Origin of the sequence: Microbacterium sp. ZKA21 (assembly GCF_050434165.1) — a bacterium.
Lineage (GTDB): Bacteria > Actinomycetota > Actinomycetes > Actinomycetales > Microbacteriaceae > Microbacterium.
Genome location: NZ_JBNPVV010000003.1, coordinates 317,795 through 336,239, shown reverse-complemented (window position 1 = coordinate 336,239; position 18,445 = coordinate 317,795). Strand labels below are relative to the sequence as shown.

Annotated in this window: 16 protein-coding genes and 1 tRNA gene; 10 read left to right on the top strand and 7 right to left on the bottom strand. The window is 68.0% G+C overall.

Annotated elements, in window-relative coordinates; genetic code table 11:
- The first annotated feature begins 67 nt into the window (after positions 1-67).
- Both M2317_RS08960 and M2317_RS08955 read left to right on the top strand, forming a co-directional pair.
- Positions 68-1,603, top strand: a complete 1,536-nt coding sequence (locus tag M2317_RS08960) for a pectinesterase family protein (protein ID WP_429459322.1) — start codon at positions 68-70, stop codon at positions 1,601-1,603.
- Positions 1,600-3,633, top strand: a complete 2,034-nt coding sequence (locus M2317_RS08955) for a pectinesterase family protein (protein WP_429459320.1) — start codon at positions 1,600-1,602, stop codon at positions 3,631-3,633. The genes M2317_RS08960 and M2317_RS08955 overlap by 4 nt, the downstream gene beginning before the upstream one ends.
- A gap of 112 nt (positions 3,634-3,745) precedes the next feature.
- Here M2317_RS08955 and dcd read toward each other — a convergent pair whose 3' ends face one another.
- On the bottom strand, positions 3,746-4,351 hold the full coding sequence (gene dcd, locus M2317_RS08950) for a dCTP deaminase (RefSeq protein ID WP_429459318.1): 606 nt from the start codon (positions 4,349-4,351) through the stop codon (positions 3,746-3,748).
- Positions 4,352-4,435: 84 nt separating this feature from the next.
- Between dcd and M2317_RS08945 the strand changes: the two genes are divergently transcribed.
- A tRNA-Gly gene (locus M2317_RS08945) sits at positions 4,436-4,509 on the top strand.
- Positions 4,510-4,803: 294 nt separating this feature from the next.
- Here the strand turns inward: M2317_RS08945 and M2317_RS08940 are convergent.
- The 3 genes from M2317_RS08940 to M2317_RS08930 all read right to left on the bottom strand — a co-directional run bounded on the left by M2317_RS08940 (position 4,804) and on the right by M2317_RS08930 (position 7,945).
- The gene (locus M2317_RS08940; protein ID WP_429459316.1) at positions 4,804-5,343 is read right to left on the bottom strand and encodes a cyclophilin-like fold protein; all 540 of its coding nucleotides are present in this window, start codon (positions 5,341-5,343) and stop codon (positions 4,804-4,806) included.
- A 16-nt stretch (positions 5,344-5,359) separates the two neighbouring features.
- Complete coding sequence (locus tag M2317_RS08935) at positions 5,360-6,610, bottom strand: multidrug effflux MFS transporter (RefSeq protein WP_429459315.1); 1,251 nt, start codon at positions 6,608-6,610, stop codon at positions 5,360-5,362.
- A gap of 204 nt (positions 6,611-6,814) precedes the next feature.
- Positions 6,815-7,945, bottom strand: coding sequence for a DUF4232 domain-containing protein (locus M2317_RS08930; RefSeq protein WP_429459313.1), 1,131 nt, complete (start codon positions 7,943-7,945; stop codon positions 6,815-6,817).
- Positions 7,946-8,193: 248 nt separating this feature from the next.
- Between M2317_RS08930 and M2317_RS08925 the strand changes: the two genes are divergently transcribed.
- The 4 genes from M2317_RS08925 to M2317_RS08910 all read left to right on the top strand — a co-directional run bounded on the left by M2317_RS08925 (position 8,194) and on the right by M2317_RS08910 (position 11,484).
- Positions 8,194-8,538 (top strand): cyclophilin-like fold protein, encoded by a 345-nt coding sequence (locus tag M2317_RS08925; protein ID WP_429459311.1) that lies wholly within the window; start codon positions 8,194-8,196, stop codon positions 8,536-8,538.
- A gap of 32 nt (positions 8,539-8,570) precedes the next feature.
- A complete protein-coding gene (locus M2317_RS08920; protein WP_429459309.1) occupies positions 8,571-9,644 on the top strand; it encodes a PQQ-dependent sugar dehydrogenase in 1,074 nt (357 codons plus the stop codon).
- A gap of 13 nt (positions 9,645-9,657) precedes the next feature.
- Positions 9,658-10,392 (top strand): SDR family NAD(P)-dependent oxidoreductase, encoded by a 735-nt coding sequence (locus M2317_RS08915; RefSeq protein ID WP_429459307.1) that lies wholly within the window; start codon positions 9,658-9,660, stop codon positions 10,390-10,392.
- 96 nt (positions 10,393-10,488) lie between these two features.
- Positions 10,489-11,484 carry an NADP-dependent oxidoreductase gene (locus tag M2317_RS08910; protein WP_429459306.1) on the top strand — a complete coding sequence of 332 codons (996 nt, stop codon included), beginning with the start codon at positions 10,489-10,491 and terminating at the stop codon, positions 11,482-11,484.
- Between the two features lie 13 nt (positions 11,485-11,497).
- Here the strand turns inward: M2317_RS08910 and M2317_RS08905 are convergent, their stop codons facing one another.
- Entirely contained in the window at positions 11,498-12,097 is a 600-nt protein-coding gene (locus M2317_RS08905; RefSeq protein ID WP_429459305.1) for a TetR/AcrR family transcriptional regulator, read from the bottom strand.
- A gap of 124 nt (positions 12,098-12,221) precedes the next feature.
- Here M2317_RS08905 and M2317_RS08900 point away from each other — a divergent pair, with 124 nt between their 5' ends.
- Positions 12,222-12,935 carry an SDR family oxidoreductase gene (locus tag M2317_RS08900; RefSeq protein WP_429459304.1) on the top strand — a complete coding sequence of 238 codons (714 nt, stop codon included), beginning with the start codon at positions 12,222-12,224 and terminating at the stop codon, positions 12,933-12,935.
- Positions 12,936-13,088: 153 nt separating this feature from the next.
- The gene (locus tag M2317_RS08895; protein WP_429459303.1) at positions 13,089-14,690 is read left to right on the top strand and encodes a DUF4832 domain-containing protein; all 1,602 of its coding nucleotides are present in this window, start codon (positions 13,089-13,091) and stop codon (positions 14,688-14,690) included.
- 74 nt (positions 14,691-14,764) lie between these two features.
- Here the strand turns inward: M2317_RS08895 and M2317_RS08890 are convergent, their stop codons facing one another.
- Positions 14,765-15,793 carry a hydroxyacid dehydrogenase gene (locus M2317_RS08890; protein ID WP_429459301.1) on the bottom strand — a complete coding sequence of 343 codons (1,029 nt, stop codon included), beginning with the start codon at positions 15,791-15,793 and terminating at the stop codon, positions 14,765-14,767.
- Positions 15,794-15,894: 101 nt separating this feature from the next.
- The gene (locus M2317_RS08885; RefSeq protein ID WP_429459300.1) at positions 15,895-16,989 is read right to left on the bottom strand and encodes a substrate-binding domain-containing protein; all 1,095 of its coding nucleotides are present in this window, start codon (positions 16,987-16,989) and stop codon (positions 15,895-15,897) included.
- Between the two features lie 127 nt (positions 16,990-17,116).
- On the opposite strand from M2317_RS08885, the gene M2317_RS08880 reads away from it, so the two are divergent.
- Positions 17,117-18,445: an extracellular solute-binding protein gene (locus M2317_RS08880; protein ID WP_429459298.1), complete on the top strand. Its 1,329-nt coding sequence runs from the start codon at positions 17,117-17,119 to the stop codon at positions 18,443-18,445.

Genomic DNA, 18,445 nt, shown 5'->3' with positions numbered 1-18,445 from the left:
AACATTTCCTGAATAGGGTTCAGAAACCGGTTCCCCACACCGGTCTCCACCTGCGAGAGGAACGATGATGTCCTTCAAGCCCCCGCATTCCGGCGCGCCCATTTCGCTGGATTCTCCACCCGCTGCTTCGCGGAACCGCGGTCGACGATACGTCGCCGCAGCCGCGATCGTCGGCGCTCCGCTGCTCGCGCTGAGCGCGTTCGTCCCGTCCGCCGCCGTCGCGCAGACGCCGAACGGCGCCGACCTGCTCGCTCAGATCGGCGCACCGAACACCAGGACCGCCGACGGCCCGGTATGGTCCCCGACAGCGACCGGATTCGCATCGACTCCGACCGCCGACCTGCCGAACGGCACGACCGGCGGTGCGGGGGGCGAAACCGTCACCGTCGACGAACCCGCAGAACTCGTCGCCGCCGCGGCATCCGCCGAGCCGTTGACCATCCTCGTCGACGGCACCATCGACGTCGGCGACGGCAGCATGATCAAGGTCGCAGCCGACAAGACCATCGCCGGTGCGGCCGACGGCGGCGAGATCGTCAACGGCGGGCTGTTCGTCGACCGCGTCTCGAACGTGATCATCCGCAACCTGACGTTCCGCGACTCCTTCATCGGAGCCGACTGGGACGGCAAGTCTCCGGAGAACGACAACGACGGCATCCGCATCGACACGTCGCACCACGTCTGGGTCGACCACAACGAGTTCGAGCGTCTCGGCGACGGCCAGCTCGACATCCGCAAGGACTCGACCGCCGTCACGGCATCCTGGAACTACTTCCGCGATCACAACAAGACGCTGGGCGTCGGATGGACCGACAACGTCGTGACGACGCTGACGCTGCACCACAACCGGTTCTCGAACGTGCACCAGCGCAACGGCAGCCTCGACAACGTCGCGGCCGGTCACGTGTACAACAACTGGCTGTCCGGCGTGAGCTCGTACGGCATGAACGCCCGTGGCGCCGAGACCCAGCTCGTCGTGGAGGGGAACGTGTTCGAGGACGCCCGCAACCCGCTGATCGGCGAGGGCTCGGTGTTCCAGCAGGACAACATCTTCGAGAACGTCTGGGGCGAACAGCCACGCGATACGGGAGCGACCTTCGACGCGTCCGCGAACTACACGTACACGGCCGACCCCGCATCCCGCGTTCGGAAGATCCTCACCAAGAGCGCCGGCCCCGTGCACTCCACGAGCGATGAGGCCGAACGCCGCATCACGGTCGCACAGGACGGCAGCGGCGACTACATGTCGGTGCACGCGGCGGTGGGTGCGGCGTCCCGCAGCGCGCACCCGGTCGAGATCGTCGTGCAGCCCGGCGTCTATCGCGAGGTCGTCTCGATCTGGCCGGATGCCGACCATCTGACGATCGTCGGCGCCACTGGCGACCCGGCGGACGTCGTCATCACATACGACAAGTCGAGCAGCGAATGGCCGACCGTCAACGTCCTCGCCGATGACGTCACCCTGCAGAGCCTCACGCTCGAGAACCCGCTGGAGGTGTCGGCACCCAAGAAGGCACTGGCGCTGCGGGATGCCGGGACAGGAACGACTCTCGACGACGTCGTCCTGATCGGCGACACACTCGTGGAAGGAGCAAACCGATGAACCGCAAGAACCTGACCCGCGTCGCCGTCGTCGCGGGCGCACCGCTGCTCGCCCTGACGCTGATCGCGGCGCCCGCGCACGCGGACGAGTTCCCCACGACCCTCGACGGCGCAGGCCTCCTCGATCGGATCGGAGCACCCGACACGACGACCGCCGACGGGCCGGTGTGGTCTCCGGTGGCGACCGGCTTCGCGTCGACGCCGAGCGATGACCTGCCGAACGGGACCACCGGTGGTGCGGATGGCCGGGTGGTCGTGGCCGACGATGCCGCCGAGCTCGCCGAGTACGCCGCGCTCGAGGAGCCGCTGACGATCCTCGTCAAGGGCAGCCTCGACGTCGAGCCGTTCGGCTCGCAGATCACCGTCGCCTCCGACAAGACGATCGCCGGTGCCGGACGGGACGCCGAGCTCGTCGGCGGCGGGCTCTTCCTGAACAAGGTGTCGAACGTGATCGTGCGCAACCTCACGTTCCGCGACTCGTACGTCGCCGGCGACTGGGACGGCAAGAGCGAGGACAACGACAACGACGGCATCCGCGTCGACACCTCATCGCACGTCTGGATCGACCACAACGAGTTCACGCGCCTCGGCGACGGGCTCGTCGATGTGCGCAAGGACTCGACCGCGGTGACGCTGTCGTGGAACTCCTTCCACGACCACAACAAGACGGTCGGCGTCGGCTGGACGAGCAACGTCGTCACCACGATCACGATGCACCACAACGCGTTCTCGAACACGTACCAGCGCAACGCGAGCATCGACAACGTGGCGGCGGGCCACCTCTACAACAACTGGTTCGAGGGACAGGCGCACTACGGCACGATGTCGCGGGGTGCCGCGCAGCTCGTGATCGAGTCCAGCGTCTACGAGAACGGCGAGGACGCGATCGTCGCGAAGGATCCCGAGTCGAGGGTCGAGTCGCGCAACAACACCTTCACGAACATCCGGGGGCGCAAGGACAACACGGGTCCGACGTTCGACCCGACGTCGTACTACTCCTACACTCCGGATGCCACAGCCGATGTCGTCACGATCGTCGACGCCGGCAGCGGACCGCTCGGCAAGGACGAGAAGGTCAAGAAGAGGGTCACGGTCGCCCTGGACGGCACCGGCGACTACGCCAGCGTGAGCGCGGCGGTGGGCGCGGCATCGCGCGCGAAGCACCCGGTCGAGATCATCGTCTCCCCCGGTGTCTACCGCGAGGTCGTGCGGATCTGGCCCGATGCCGACGACCTGACGATCCGCAGTTCGACCGGCGAAGCATCCGATGTCGTGATCAGTTACGACATCGCGGCCGGCCAGGCGAAGTTCTACGGCGGGACGTGGGGGCACACCGGTTCGCCCGTGCTCTCGGTGCTGGCGGACGACGTCACCCTGCGCGACATCACGATCGAGAACGCCTACGACGAGGCGGTGAACGGCGGAAGTCAGGCGCTGGCGCTGCGCACGGCGGCCGACCGCACGGTGCTCGACGGCGTGCGGCTGCTCGGCAACCAGGACACGTTCCTGGTCGACCCGATCTCGAAGACCCAGCCGTCGCGGGTCTGGATGACGGACTCGTACGTCGAGGGAGATGTCGACTTCATCTACGGCGGCGGGACGCTCGTCGTCGAGGACTCCGAGATCCGGTCGCTCGATCGGGCGTCGACCACGAACAACGGGTACGTCGCAGCACCCGCGACCGTACCCGGCGGCAAGGGCTTCCTGTTCGTGGATTCGGTCTTCACCTCGGATGCCGCGGCCGGCACCGTGTCACTCGGACGCCCGTGGCACCCGAGCAGCAACCCGAACGTCGACCCGGCGATGGTCGTGCGCGACTCCGAGCTCGGAGCGCACGTGCGCACGCCCGCGTGGTCGGACATGAGCGGATGGAGCTGGCAGGAGGACTTCTTCCGCGAGTACGCCAACACCGGACCAGGTGCGGTCGTCGGCGAGGATCCGGGTCGCCCTCAGCTGACGGACGAGGAGGCCGCCGCGTTCACGCGCGAGGCGTATCTGTCGGGTGACGACGGTTGGAGCCCGTGGCGTTGAGCTGACGGGGGGCGGATGCCGCGGCATCCGTCCCCGGCTCACACGAGAGGGCAGGAATGCACGGTGCGCGTCTGCGCGACTGTGCGTTTCTGCCCTCTCGCTGCGTCTGGAGTCAACCGCCGGTCGAACCGAGGTCGGTGACCCCGACATCCGTGCGGTGGAAGTTCTGGAACGAGCGGGATGCCGTCGGTCCGCGCTGTCCCTGGTAGCGGTTGCCGTACGGGCCGGAGCCGTAGGGGTTCTCGGCCGGCGAGGTCAGGCGGAAGAAGCAGAGCTGGCCGATCTTCATGCCCGGCCACAGCTTGATGGGCAGCGTCGCGACGTTGGCGAGCTCGAGGGTCACGTGCCCCGTGAACCCGGGGTCGATGAAGCCGGCCGTGGAGTGCGTGATGAGTCCGAGGCGGCCGAGCGAGGATTTGCCCTCCAGGCGAGCGGCGACGTCGTCCGGCAGGGAGACCTGCTCGAACGTCGCACCGAGCGCGAATTCACCGGGGTGCAGGATGAACGGCTCGTCGGGGGCGACCTCGATCAGGCGAGTGAGCTCCGGCTGATCCTCTGAGGGATCGATGAACGGATACTTGTGGTTGTCGAACAACCGGAAGTACCGGTCCAGGCGCACGTCGACGCTCGACGGCTGCACCATCGCCGGATCGTGCGGGTCGAGTCCGATTCGGCCGGAGGCGAGTTCTGCGGTGATGTCGCGATCGCTGAGAAGCACGGCAACAGCCTAGTGCGCGGTGCTTTGGCGATGACGCCCGCGCCGGGTAGGCTTGCCGATACCTGCTTCTTCGGATGCCGGTACGGGGCTGTAGTTCAATGGCAGAACTTCTGCTTCCCAAGCAGATAGCGCGGGTTCGATTCCCGTCAGCCCCTCCACGAAGGTTTCGAGAACTGTTGTGAGTTCTCGTACGACGCATGAGGGCGAACCGCGCTACCACCGTTGCTGAACAGGATGGGCCCGGCTCCCAGGAATCGCATGCCCTGCACGACCTGGTGCACGACGGCAACGGGAGCGCAGATCGAGAACTCGGCCGCGCCGATGAGATCTTCGGGTGTGGCCTTGAGGACGGGGCGGAGAAACTCCTTCTGCGGCAGCGGGTTGTAGGTCAGGACCTCGATGGCTCCGAATTCCTGCGTCGGGAGCGACTCCGTTCGATTCGCGGTCGAGTGTCAGTCGACGACGGTGATGCTGACGGGGCCGCCTTCGAGGAGGGAGAGCTGCTCCTCCGTGGCGGTGTAGGTGCCGATGTGCAGAGTGGCGTCGGAATACCCGACGCCGGTCGTGTCGTAGTAGAACCCGAGGTTCCCCCACGGAGTGAAATAGATCAGGTCGCCGTCCTCGGGGTCCGAGCCGGGTGAGCCCTCGTAGTTGAGCTCGCGGGGAAGGTAGGCGATCTTCTCCGCACCGGCAAACTCCTCGATCGTCAGTTCGAGCGGCAGGAGCGAGAGGAAGTCGCGGACGCCTGGACTGTCCTCGCCGATGGTCACGTCGACGCTGGTGCGGTCAGACGCGAAGCGCACAACCGTCCCCGCGACCTGTTCCTGTTCGGGGACGGCTGTCGTCGCGGGTGTTTCACGGGCCGGAACGTGGCTCGTCGAGGGCGTCGGAGCAGGCGAGGCCTCGTGTGGGGCAGCCGGCGTCGGGACGCATGCGGTGATGACACACGTCAGCAGCGCGACCCCGGCGAACGCGTGGAGTCTGCTTGGCATGGACTTCTCCTTTCGATCACGCAACGGGGGTGTTGTGCGGCGGGGCATCCGTGTGCAGGGAGCGGGTGGCGTGAGCCGGCCGACGCACCAGGAGGAGGCAGGCGGCCGCTGCGAGGAGCACGGTGACGACGGTGGTGATACCGAGTGGCAGGATGCTGAGCGCTCCGGCAATCCCGACGAACGGCGCGGCGATCCCGCCGAACCCGAAGCGCACCATGCCGAGCAGAGACAATGCGGTCCCGGCCATCTGCGGATAGTCGGACAGCGCGAGGGTTGTCGCCGGGGGTGCGGTGATCGCGACGCCGCTCGACAGCGCGAACAGGGAGACGATGACGGTCCACAACGGCATCGGCGTCAACCCGGCGACGAGGAGCCCCCCGGCTCCCACCCCGGTCACCACGACGCCGACCGCGAGAGTGCCCGGAATGCTCCAACGTTCCGCCGAGCGGCCAGCGACGTATCCGAAGATCATGTGCCCTGCGGAATTGAGCCCGAAAGCTGCCGCGTACCACTGGGGGGTGAGTCCGTAGATGTCCTGCAGCACGAACGTCGAACCCGCGAGATACGCGAACAGTGCAGCGTAGAGAAAACCCTGGTTCAGCACCGCGCCGAGGAACACGCGGTCGCTCAGAAGCGTGCGGTACGCCCGGATCGTCTGGCTGAACCCGCCGCCGGTGCGTTGCTCTGCCGGAAGGGTCTCCCCGAACACGAGCAGGGTGATGACGAGGATGACCACGCCGATGGCAGCGAGGAAGACGAACAGCCCGCGCCAATCAGTGAAAGTGTTCAACACACCGCCGAGGAGGGGTCCGACGATGGCGGCAAACCCTCCGATCACGGTGAGCCGACCGTAGAAGCGGATGAGAGCCTTGCCCTCGAAGACGTCGCGGCCGGCCGCGGTGGCGATGACGATCCCGACGCCTCCGGCGAGACCCTGTACGAGGCGGGCGAGGATGAGCAGCTCGATCGATGGGCTGAGCGCACACAGCAGCGAGGTGAGAATGTAAGCCACGATCCCGATGAGCAGGATCCCTCGACGTCCGAACCGGTCGGACAGCGGGCCTGCGAGCAGCTGCCCTGCCGCGAGCCCGATGAGGCACGCCGTCACCGTCAGCTGAGCCACCGAGGTGACGGCTCCGAGCTCCGAGGTCAGCGCCGGCAGGGCTGGGAGGTACAGGTCCATCGAGATCGGTCCGAACACCGTCAGGAGCAGAAGCAACGAGGGCAACAGGCGACGGGACGTGCTCGGGGACGACGTGGGTGGCATGGATCCATGGTCCGCGCTCGCTGGTCCACGTGGGAGTCCCTGCCGAAGGGTGTACTGATAGGGAACTCATCAGGGGTGCGGATCGAGATCACCGAGTACGAGACGTAGTCTCTCGCTGCAGATCGAGCACGAGATCACGACTTCCGTTCGACAGGCCATGACCGAACCCCGCGGTGCGCAGATGCCCTCCAGCTGACGGCGGCGTCAGCTGCCCGCGGGCACCTCGGCCTGCCACGCCGTGACAGACACCGTCGCGCCGGGGACGATGTCCAGCGAGATATCCCAGGAGAGCCGTTCCTCTCCTGGCGTGACCGCGATCCACTGGCTGTTCGCCGCAAGCTGCCCGTTCACCGAGTTCGCATCCCACCCGATCACGGCGAAGGCCGACTCCCCGGGCTGGAGAGTGACGGGTGCGGCACCAGGGTCCTGCGCCATGAAAGACCCGCCGTGCTCGACAGTCACGTCGAGGGCATGTCCGTTCTGATCTCCGTACGCAATATCCGCGTAGCCTTCCACAGTGCACGGCTCCGCAGAGACGTTCACGAGCGAGATCCACTGACCTCGATGCCCAGTTGCCGCATCCGGCGCCGGTGCGAGGATCGTCGTGTTGGCCGACGTGCACGCGCCTTCCGGCGCCCTCCCGTCAGAGGGCGCCGCGGTCGGAACCTCCTCTCCGGCTGCATCCGGGTCGGGGAAGGCCGCACCATCCGGATCCGCCTGCTCCTGTGCTGCCGCCGCCTCTTCGCGCAACCGCTCCTGCGTCGCGTTGCCGCCGGCCAGCGAAGCGAGCGGAAGACCGACCAGCGCGACGACCGCGACCAGCGCCAGAGCAGCCGTCGCCTTCACGCCCGCACGCCGGGAAGACGGTGCCTCGGAGGAATCGCGCGAGCGGCCCCAGCGGGCAGCAGCGAGCGCAGGGAACCACCCCACCAGCACCGCCCACAACGTCGTCAACGGCGCGGCGCCCATGGTGCCGGCGGCGCCACGGACCCCGAAGCTGCCGACCCAGGAGAAGAAGTTTCCGAGGTCCAGTGCAGCGCCGATCGCGAACGCCGCCAGGACCGCGGCAAGCCAGTTCGCGGCGAAGCTGAACCGACCTGCGGAGAGCAGGGAAGCGAGCACCGCGAACCCGGCGATGAGGGCGACTCCCATCAGGACCTGAACGATGACCGCCCACAGGACCGGGCTTCCGAACACCCCGCGGGCCATAGGGGATGGAATGAACTGTCCCAAGGTCCCCAAACTTCCGCCGGCCGCAGACAGGGCGTACGGCACCCAGCCGCAGAGGAACCAGAAGACGGCGAGCACTCCGCCGCCGATCAGTCCACGTTTCATCGCACTCCTCCGGACATCTTCGCGCGCTCACGGCGCCTCGACCATACCGCGAGGATGCCGGCACCTCGCGAGCGCCGTGCAGACCCCAGCCCGAAGAGCAGACCTTCGAAGCCGATATCGCCCCACGCCGTGAAGCAGTCATCGAGCCGACGCGCACCGAAGCCGCCGCGGGAGTGTCCACGGAACGACGTACTGACAGGGCCTCCCCTCCCGCGGACCGCGTGGGTACCGTGAAGCCGGAGGCATTCATGAACATCGACCTGACCATCGACGGCCGCACCGTCAGCGGCGAGCTCTTCGACAATCCCGTCGCGCAGCAACTGTGCGACCTGCTGCCGCTCACCCTCGCATTCGACGATTTCAACGACGTCGAGAAGGTCGCGCAGCTAAAGCGCGAACTCGCACTGGACGGCGTTCCCGAGGCCGACGAACCGCGTCCGGGCGAGATCGCGTACTACGCGCCGCTGCAGACGCTGGTGCTCTACTACGGCAGCCCTGGCCGATGGCCGGGGCTCGTGCGCGTCGGCCGGTTCGACTTCGATCTCGAAGCGCTCGGGGCGCTCCCGGACGGCACTGTCATCAGCATCACCTGACACCGATGCCGGACCACAGCCGAGGAGATCGCATGCTGTCCATCGCTCGCCCCGCCCGGCTCACCGCTGCTCTCGGCGCCGTCGCGGCGCTCGTCGGGTGCAGCGCGCCAGCGCCGAGCACGTCCCCCGTCCCGTCGACCGCCCCCTCCGCATCGGCGGCACCGACCTCGGTGATCACGGAGGACCTCGCCGCGCCCTGGTCCATCGCATTCCACGAGGGCAGGGCCCTGGTCAGCGAGCGCGACACCGCGTGCATCCTCGAGATCGCGGCGGACGGCACGACGCGCGAGGTCGGGGTCATCGCCGACGTCGAGCCACGGGGCGAAGGCGGCCTCCTCGGCATCGCCGTCCACGACGGCGATCTGTACGCGTACGCCACCGGCTCCGGCGAGAACCGCATCGACCGCTACGATCTGACCGGCGAACCGGGCGCACTCGGGCTCGGCGCTTCCGTGACGATCCTCGACGGCATCCCGGCTGCCGGCAACCACAACGGCGGACGGATCGCCTTCGGACCGGACGGGATGCTCTATGCGACGGCCGGCGATGCCGGCGACAGGAGCAGCGCGCAAGACCTGGATTCGCTGTCGGGCAAGATCCTCCGCATGACGCCGGACGGCGGCATCCCTGCCGACAACCCCTTCGCGGATTCGCTCGTGTACAGCTACGGGCACCGCAACCCGCAGGGCCTCGCCTGGGATGACGACGGCACACTCTACGCAAGCGAGTTCGGCCAGGACACCTGGGACGAGCTGAACGTGATCGAACCGGGCGGGAACTACGGCTGGCCGGATGCCGAGGGCATCGTCGAGTCGCACGACATGATCGACCCCGTGCAGCAGTGGTCGCCGGCGGATGCGAGTCCCAGCGGCATCGCGATCTCCGATGACACCCTCTTCGTCGCGAACCTGAGGGGAGAGCGTCTCCGTGCGGTTCCGCTGGATGATCCGGCGATTTCGACCGAGCTGTTCGCGGGCGAGTACGGCCGTCTGCGCGACGTGGTCGCGGCACCCGACGGCTCCCTGTGGATCCTCACCAACAACACGGACGGACGCGGCGAGCCGAGAGACGCGGACGACCGCATCATCCGTGTGAACGCCGACTGACGAAGGGAACTCCATGGCGCTCATCCTCGTCACGGGCACCGGAACCGGCCTCGGTCAGGCTTCGGCCCGCGAGCTCATCGATCTCGGTCACGACGTCGTGCTGCACGCGCGCACCTCCGACCGCCTGCGCGAACAGAGCATCCGTGATCGCGCCTATGCGGCCGTCCACGGCGACCTCGCCGACCTCGACGCGACCGTCGACCTCGCCGGCCGGCTGAATCGGATCGGCACGTTCGACGCGGTGATCCACAACGCCGGAGTGCTGAACGGTCCCGACGTCTTCGCGGTGAACATCGTCGCGCCGTACGTGCTGTCCGCGCTGATGACGCCGCCCTCTCGCACGGTGACCCTCAGCAGTTCGATGCACCTGACGGGATCCGCCGAGCTCGAGGCCCTCGACTTCGCGCGCCCGCAGGATCGACGTCGCCCGTACGACGACTCGAAGCTGCACGTCACGGCACTCGCGATGGCGCTCGCGCGGCTGCGGCCGAACGCGCTCGCCCACGCCGTCGATCCGGGCTGGGTGCCGACGCGCATGGGTGGACCGCACGCGTCGGATGACCTGGACGAAGGACACCGCACCCAGGTCTGGCTCGCCACCGCGGATGCCGATGAGATCGCACCGCGCAGCGGCGGGTACTGGCACCACCGTGGGGCCGGGCGTCCGCACCCCGCCGCCGTCGATGCCGAGTTCCAGCGTGCGCTGATGGAGCGGCTCGCCGCTCATGCGGGGGTCACGTTCTCCTGAACCGGACCCTCGTCGCGGGCGATCGGTCTGGTCGGTGCGCTTGACATATAAACTGAGTACACTCATAATTGAGTGAGATCAGACAAGGGGTACAGCATGCGCGCATTCGTCTTCGACCACTACGGGCAACCGGTGCACGAGGCAGACGTTCCCGAACCGACCGTCGGCGACCACGACGTGCTGGTGCGGATCACCGCCGCCGGCGTGAACCAACTGGACGAGAAGATCCGCGCGGGCGAGTTCAAGGCGATCCTGCCGTACGACACGCCTCTCGCCCTCGGCCACGACCTCGCCGGCACCGTCATCCGCACCGGGTCGAAGGTCCGAGGGTTCGCACCGGGCGACGGGGTGTTCGGTCGCGCCCGCGACGGCCGGATCGGCACGTTCGCGGAGCGCATCTCGATCGACGAGTCGGACCTCGCCCTCGTCCCCACCACGATCACGGCGATCGAGACGGCATCCCTGCCACTGGTGGCGCTGACCGCATGGCAGGCGCTCGTAGTCCGCGGCAATGTACAGCCCGGCCAGAAGGTCCTCATCCACGCCGGAGCGGGTGGCGTGGGCTCGATCGCGATCCAGCTCGCGAAGCACCTCGGCGCCCACGTGGCCACGACCGCCTCGAGCCGCAACGCCGACTTCGTCCGCGACCTCGGCGCCGACGAGGTGATCGACTACCGCAGCCAGGACTTCGAGAAGGTGCTCTCCGGCTACGACCTCGTCCTCGACAGCCTCGGCGGGGAGAACCTCGAGAAGTCGCTGCGCATTCTCCGCCCCGGCGGCACGGCGATCGGGATCTCCGGGCCGCCGGACCCGGCCTTCGCGAAGCGCGCGGGCCTGAACCCGCTGCTCCGCCTGGGCATCGGCGCGCTGAGCCGCAGCATCCGCACGCAGGCGAAGAAGCTCGGCGTGACCTACGAATTCCTCTTCATGAGCGCCAGCGGGGATCAGCTCCGCGAGATCGCGTCCCTGGTCGATGACGGCATCCTGCGCCCGGTCGTGGGGAGCACCTTCCCGTTCGATGAGACGCCGAGCGCCCTTGCCGCACTGGCCGGCGGCGGCGTCCGCGGCAAGGTCGTCATCACCGGCGCGTGAGCCGCGGCATCCGTCAGCGCAGGATCGCCGCGACCTGCGCACGGATGCCGGCGACGATGTCCTTCACGCTCGAACCGGCATTCACGGTGGCGGCCATCTCGACGAACATGACGGCCGAGATCACCCGCGCGAGCGCCGCCGCATCGGCCTCCGCCGCCCCGGCGCGCTCGATCAGCGTCCCCGCGAGCGCCTCTTCGGTCTGCGCGACGATCGAGAGCGCTTCGGCGTGGTGCGGTTCCGTCGGGTCGCCGAAGACCATCTCGCGCAGGTACGTGCGCCCGTTGTCGACCTGCGCGCGATTGCACTCCACCACCGGGGCGACCAGCGCCAGCACGGCTTCGACGGCGTCCGCCGCCTTGGCGGCGGCGACCCGCCCCCGCTTCAGGGCGGCACCGTAGTGGGTGTTCTGCACCAGCAGCAGCAGTTCGCCCTTGGTCTTCGCGTACAGGAACAGCGTGCCGGTGCCGATATCGGCGGCCTCGGCGATCTGCTGCGTGGTGACGTCGTCGACGCCGTGGGTCGCGAACAGCTCGCTCGCGGCCGCCGTGATGCGCTCGAGCTTCTCCTGCTTGTTGCGCTCGCGCCGCCCGAGCGGCTGTGCGGCCCCTGGCATCGTGATCCTCCTGGAATAAACCCTGACTTGCCTCAGTTATGAGTGTAGTCATTGTTGCGTGGGCTCGGATATGGCGCTGCTCATTCTCCCACGGTGACACCAGCCAACAGAGAAGGACAACACCATGACGTCATTCAACGGAGCCACCGTGCTCGTCACCGGCGCGAACGGAGGCATCGGCGCGCACTTCGTCCGAGAGTCTCTCGCCCGCGGGGCAGCGAAGGTCTACGCCACTGCCAGGACGCCCCGCGACTGGGACGATGAGCGCATCGTCCCTCTCGCTCTCGACGTGACGGACGCCGATTCGATCAGGGCCGCCGTCGAGGCCGCGCCGGACGTGACCATCCTGATCAACAACGCGGGTATCTCGGTGTCCAGCCCCGGCATCCTCAGCCATTCGGACGAGGAGATCCGCCGCAGCGTCGAGACCAACTTCCTCGGCCCGCTGTTCCTGACCCGCGCGTTCGCCCCGATCCTCTCCGCGAAGGGCGGGAACACCGCGATCATCGACATCCACTCCGCCTTGTCCTGGTACGCGGTCGCCGGGATCTACTCGGCCACGAAGGCGGCCCTGTGGTCCGCGACGAACTCGCTGCGCGTGGAGCTGCAGCCCGCCGGCGTCCAGGTCGTCGGCGTGCACGTCGGCTACGTCGACACCGCCATGGCCATGCACGCCACCGACCCGAAGCTCGACCCTGCAGAGCTCGTCGAGAAGGTGCTCGATGCGACCGAGGCCGGCCAGTACGAAGTCCTCGCGGATGACACGTCCGTGCAGGCCAAGGCCGGGCTCTCCGCCCCGCTGGAAGCCGTCTACCCGCAGCTCGCGGCTCGCAGCTGACTGAACCCCACCGCCAGGGAGCGAGCAGCCGGCATCCGCTCGCTGTTCGCTTCCTGTGCGACCGCTCCGTCTTCGTTGACACTCCCGCTCCGCCCACCGAATGATGGCTGACAGCGCGCCACCGCACATCATCGACTCGAAGGAGAGCACGACATGGGAACGCCATCCGAATACGGCAGACGCACGGTCCTGGGAATGGGAGTCGTCGGCGCACTGGCCGCCACATCGGCGCTGATCCTGCCGTCGTCCGCATCAGCGGCGACGGCCGCGGCATCCGGCACGGCATCCGAACCGCGGACGGCATCCGGCCTGAGCGAGTCCGCCGGACGCAGCCGAACGGCGACCTTCGCCCACGACGCCGGCCGTGTGCTGCGCAACCCGCTGAACGGCTTCGTGCTGTACAGCACCGCGACCGTCGCCGACGACTACTGGGAGCACTACGACAACATGGTGGTGCCCGGCCTCGACGGACCGGTCCGCGTCTCCGACTACGCCCCCACGCTCTACATGCGCCTGTCATGGGCGGTGCTGAACCCGGCCGAGGGCGTCTACGGCTGGGACACCGACGAGAAGCTGAAGTGGATGCTGCAGAATGCGCGCGATCGCGACATGCGCCTCGCCTTCCGCGTCGTCGTCGACAGCCGCGACAAACCGCTCGGCTTCACTCCCGACTACGTCCGCGCCGCCGGAGCGCAGGGTTACGAGTCCACCAGCGGCACGAAGGTGCTGTGGTCGCCGTACCCGGACGATCCGATCTTCCAGCGGAAGTACGAGGCGTTCCTCACCGCCTTCGCGGCACGCTTCGGCGACCCGGAGGAGATGGACTTCATCGACGGCTACGGACTCGGCAAGTGGGGCGAGGGCCACTCGATGAAGTACCTCGACATCGCCAACCGGGATGCCGTGTGGAAGTGGAACATCGACCTCTACTCCCGCCTGTTCCCGACAGTGCCGCTGGCGGTGAACTACCACCGGATGATCGGCGGCGAGAAGGACTGGGGCACGGCGGATCCGAACAGTCGCGCGCTGCTCGACTACGCCTACCAGGACAAGGGCTGGATCCTTCGGCAGGACGCATTCGGCATGACCACCTACTACGGCCAGTGGGAGCGCGAAGTCGCCGGCGCCTACCTCTACAAGCGTCCGATCATCCTGGAAGGCGGATGGGTCACGCACAGCCACAGCTATTCGGATGACCCCCGGGGATACGAGACGCCGGGCGACGTGCGACAGGGCGAGTACGACGACGGCCAGCAGGCCCACGTGAATTCGATGGACTTCCGCGTCGGCGAGACGGAGTCGTGGTTCGAGGACCGCTTCGACCTCGTCCAGGCCTTCAACGAGAAGGGCGGGTACCGGCTGCACCCCGGTGCCGTGACCGTGCCCGCCAAGGTCGCCCCCGGTGGCCAGGTGGCGATCCAGCACTCATGGGTGAATCAGGGCTGGGGCTTCCTGCCGAACGACATCCCGGCCTGGAACCACAAGTACCGGGTCGCGTTCGCTCTGCTCGACAACGCCGGCAAGGCCGTCGATGTGCGGGTGGATGCCGCGGTCGAACCGGCGACGTGGCGCTCGCACCGTTCGTACGAGTACACGACCACCGCGACCATCGGCGCGGTGCCGAAGGGCCACTATCGTTGGGCGCTCGCGATCGTCGACACGACCACGGGCAGCACTCCGGCGATCGAGCTCGCCACGTCGTCGACGACGACAGCGGACGGCTGGCTCGTGATCGCGGACTGCACGGTCGCCTGAGGCACGACGAAGCGGGCCGGGGAGCACCCGGCCCGCTTCGTCGTGTCAGCCCGGGATGCGCCGGATGCCGAAGATCACGCCATGACCGCCATCTGGGGCACCGTGATCGGCTCGATGAAGCGCCCGTTCGCGGCGTAGTGGATGACCTCGTCGATGACGTGCTCCGCGAGCCGCGCCAACTCGGTGCCCTGAGAACCGGCGATGTGCGGGGTGAGGAAGGTGTTCGGCGTCGACCACAGGGCATGCCCCTCAGGCAGCGGCTCCGGATCGGTGACGTCCAGGAGTGCGACCAGGTCACCGCGTCGCAGCCGCTCGGCGAGCGCGATCGAATCGACAAGGTCGCCGCGGGCGGTGTTGATCAGCGTGGCGCCCGGGCGCATGAGGGCGATCCTGTCCCGATCGATCATCCCCTGCGTGCTCGGCAGCGACGGCGCGTGCAGTGTGACGATGTCGCTCGAGGCGAAGAGGTCGTCCAGCGCTATGCACGGTACGCCGAGATCTCGACGCTGCCGCGCGGTCAACGTCGGATCGGCGACGACGACCTCGAGGTCGAACCGCTCCAGGTGCCGCAGAACGAGACGCCCGATGTGCGAAGCCCCGACCACGCCGACGCGCACGCCGTTGGCGCCGACGGTCGGCCAGGCGGTCTCGGCATCCGGCTTCCGTCGCTCCGCCCGCAGTCGGTCGGCCGACCAGAACGCGCGCTTCGCCGCCAGGATGATCATGGCCAGCGTGAACTCGGCCACCGGTACGGCGTTCGCACTCGCGCTCGAGGCGACGTCGACCCCGAGCGCCAGCAGTTCGTCCGTGACGATCGGGCGGACGGTGCCGGCGGAATGCGCGACGGCGCGCACGGACGGCAGCGCCGCGAGCGCATCGCCGCGCAGCTCTGGGGAGTCCCAGCCGGTGATCACGATCTGCGCCTCGGCCAGCATGCGCCGATGCCCCGGCGCGGAGAGGTCGAGCGGTTCGGCGGCGAGCAGTCGCAGGCGCGGCTCGGCGAGCAGGCGCGCGATATCGGCGGTGCCGAACACCCGCGAGAAGGTGTCCTCCGGCATCAGAAACGCCACGGTCGGTGGCGCGGCGCGCCCGGTGTGCAGCATCGTCGGCGTCTCCCTCGATTCCCCCGGTGAATGTGCTCCATCCCAATGCAGCCGGGTCGACCGCGTCAACCGCCGTGGTTCAGTCGATCAGAATTCGAACATTACGGGGCCGCGGTGGACAGTCGCGAGACGAGGTTCGGCCGCAGCGCGACGTGCCGCGACGCGAGGGCGCGCTCCGGCGTCGACGAGATGCGGTCGAACAGCATCCCGGCGGCCATCCATCCGACGTCGCGCTTGGGCGGCCCGACCGCGGTGAGCGGCACGGCGGCGAGCGCCGCGAGCTCGTCGTCGTAGGAGACGATCGACAGGTCTCCGGGAATCGACAAACCCATGCCGAGCGCCGTCTCGACGAACTCGACGGCGTACCGGTCCGAGTGCACGAGCACCGCGGTGGCGCCCGTCGCCCTGCAGCGCTCGATCGCCGCGACCGTCTGCTCCCGCACCGCCGTGTGCTCGTCGATGTGGATCACGGCATCCGAGATGTCCACGCCGAAGTAGCGCGCCGCCCGCTCGAAGCCTGCCTCCAGATGCGGCGTCGTCGGGCTGTGGAAAGCGACCAGCCCGGCCCTGGTGTGCCCGAGGGCCGCGAACAGCCGCACCGCCATCGTGGCGCCGGCGGCGTGGTCGGTGCGGACGACATCCAGTGCGCTGGCCGTCGGGACCTCGTCGAGCGAGCGCTCGACGACCACCACCGGGACGGGCGAGTCGAGCAGCTGCTCGAACGTCGGCACCGCATCACTGACGCTCGAGGTCACCAGCAGCCCGTCGACCCCGGCCTGGATCAGCCGGTCGATCTGGTGGCGCTCCTTCTCGGCGTCGTAGTCCGAGATGCCGAGCACGAGGCGGCCGCCCAGTGCCTGCACCCGCTCCACGGCACCGGCGACGATCGGGGGGAAGTAGTAGTGCGGATCGGGCACCACGAAGCCGAAGGTGAACAGCGGCTCGTCGAAGACGGGGATCGGGCCGGTGGCCGATCGGGGCGGCGGCCGGTGAGTGCTCGCCGGAGGCGCCCCGGATTCGACGGCGACGGCACCGCCGTGCACACGACGCAGCAACCCCTGCTCGGCGAGTTCGCCGAGATCGCGGCGCACCGTCATCGCCGAGATCTGCATCCTCTCGGCGAAGTCGGTCGCCGAGAGGCTGCCGTGCAGACGCAGTTCGGCAAGGATGCGCTCCTGCCGCTGGGAGAGATCCATGGCACCTCCATGTGCGACTAGTGATCGAATGCATTATGAATCTTGACTTCGAACGCCGCAAGTGCCGAGGATGGGGGCGCCCGGTCGGCGAAGACCGCGGCCGGACGTAGCACTGGAGGTACGGAACATGCGCGAACTCGCGCCCTTCTCGCGCCGAGCGTTCATCGGCGGGACGCTTGTGGGACTCGCGGCCCTCGCAACCTCGGGCTGCTCCACAAGCTCGTTCAGCGGCAAGGCGAAGACCATCACCGTCATGACCGTGGCGAACGAGATCAACGACGAGCTGCTGGCCTCGTGGGAGGCTGCCCACCCCGACATCGGGCTGTCGTTCATCACGTTCGATCAGATCCGCCTGAACTCGATGATCGCTGCGGGCAACCCGCCGGATGTCGTGCGCGGCGGCGGTGCTCTGCAGTCGCCGTACTACGCGGCACGCGGCATATCGCATCCGCTGGACGAGTACCTCAAGAGCAGTCGCCTTCTGCATCCGGACAACCTCGCCGTGGTCAACGACGTGTGGCGCTGGGACGGCCGGACCCAGGGCAAGGGCGCGTACTACGGCGTCACTAAGGACTGGTCGCAGGACACGATGTACTGGGTCAACACTCAGGCGTTCGAGGAAGCCAGGGTTCCGCTCCCGACGGATGACCGACCGTACTCGCACGAAGAGCTGCTCGAGCACGCCAAGGCGATGACGTTCCGGGAAGGCGGCAAGGTCACGCAGTACGGGTTGTTCCAGACCGTACCTCGGGTGGCGTCGATCTCGACCATGGTCGCCTCACAGGGCGGCAGTCTCTACAACGACGATCTCTCCCGCATCGACTTCACGTCGCCCGAAGCGCAGAAGGCGCTGCAATGGTTCGTCGACGTCGCCGCGGCCAAAGTCGGATACACCCTCGTCGATGTCAGTCCGGAGGGCTGGGACTGGCCCGGGTTCTCGACCGGCCGGCTGGCCATGAACGCCGCGGGCTACTGGATGACGGGGCAGATCACACCCGATCAGGAGGTCGAACCGTTCTCGCGGCTGGCGTCCGCTCCCCAGATGGGCAGCACTCGCGTGAGCCCCACGACGGCCGCCACCGGATTCTGGATGTCGTCGAAGTCGCGGATGAAGGACGAGGCGTTCGCGTTCATCGAATGGTTCTGCGGCGGCGAACCCGCCGCCGCTCGAGCGACGACAGGGTGGGGCATCCCGTCGGTGAATTCGCTCGTCGACAAGCTGCCGCAGGAGACCGAGCTGCAGAAGGCGGCGTTCCGGACTCAGATGAACGAGATCGAGTTCCTGTCCGTCGTTCCGACCACCCCGTTCGTCGACCCGAGTGCGATCGACGCGACGCTCGCAGCATCGTTCGCGAAAGCCGTTCGCGGCGACATCACCGTCGGCCAGTGGGCTGACTCCGCTACGAAATCATCGAACACGCTCCTCGCAAACGGTGCGTCGCTCGTGGGGAAGTGA

Excerpts from the sequence above, each read along its gene's own strand:
- M2317_RS08910 (WP_429459306.1), top strand. The coding sequence starts at position 10,489 with ATGCGCGCATTCGTCTTCGACCACTACGGGCAACCGGTGCACGAGGCA.
- M2317_RS08900 (WP_429459304.1), top strand. The coding sequence starts at position 12,222 with ATGACGTCATTCAACGGAGCCACCGTGCTCGTCACCGGCGCGAACGGA.
- M2317_RS08935 (WP_429459315.1), bottom strand. The coding sequence starts at position 6,610 with ATGCCACCCACGTCGTCCCCGAGCACGTCCCGTCGCCTGTTGCCCTCG.
- M2317_RS08955 (WP_429459320.1), top strand. The coding sequence starts at position 1,600 with ATGAACCGCAAGAACCTGACCCGCGTCGCCGTCGTCGCGGGCGCACCG.
- M2317_RS08960 (WP_429459322.1), top strand. The coding sequence starts at position 68 with ATGTCCTTCAAGCCCCCGCATTCCGGCGCGCCCATTTCGCTGGATTCT.
- M2317_RS08885 (WP_429459300.1), bottom strand. The coding sequence starts at position 16,989 with ATGGATCTCTCCCAGCGGCAGGAGCGCATCCTTGCCGAACTGCGTCTG.
- M2317_RS08880 (WP_429459298.1), top strand. The coding sequence starts at position 17,117 with ATGCGCGAACTCGCGCCCTTCTCGCGCCGAGCGTTCATCGGCGGGACG.
- M2317_RS08940 (WP_429459316.1), bottom strand. The coding sequence starts at position 5,343 with ATGCCAAGCAGACTCCACGCGTTCGCCGGGGTCGCGCTGCTGACGTGT.
- M2317_RS08925 (WP_429459311.1), top strand. The coding sequence starts at position 8,194 with ATGAACATCGACCTGACCATCGACGGCCGCACCGTCAGCGGCGAGCTC.
- M2317_RS08915 (WP_429459307.1), top strand. The coding sequence starts at position 9,658 with ATGGCGCTCATCCTCGTCACGGGCACCGGAACCGGCCTCGGTCAGGCT.
- M2317_RS08905 (WP_429459305.1), bottom strand. The coding sequence starts at position 12,097 with ATGCCAGGGGCCGCACAGCCGCTCGGGCGGCGCGAGCGCAACAAGCAG.
- M2317_RS08890 (WP_429459301.1), bottom strand. The coding sequence starts at position 15,793 with ATGCTGCACACCGGGCGCGCCGCGCCACCGACCGTGGCGTTTCTGATG.
- M2317_RS08930 (WP_429459313.1), bottom strand. The coding sequence starts at position 7,945 with ATGAAACGTGGACTGATCGGCGGCGGAGTGCTCGCCGTCTTCTGGTTC.
- M2317_RS08895 (WP_429459303.1), top strand. The coding sequence starts at position 13,089 with ATGGGAACGCCATCCGAATACGGCAGACGCACGGTCCTGGGAATGGGA.
- M2317_RS08920 (WP_429459309.1), top strand. The coding sequence starts at position 8,571 with ATGCTGTCCATCGCTCGCCCCGCCCGGCTCACCGCTGCTCTCGGCGCC.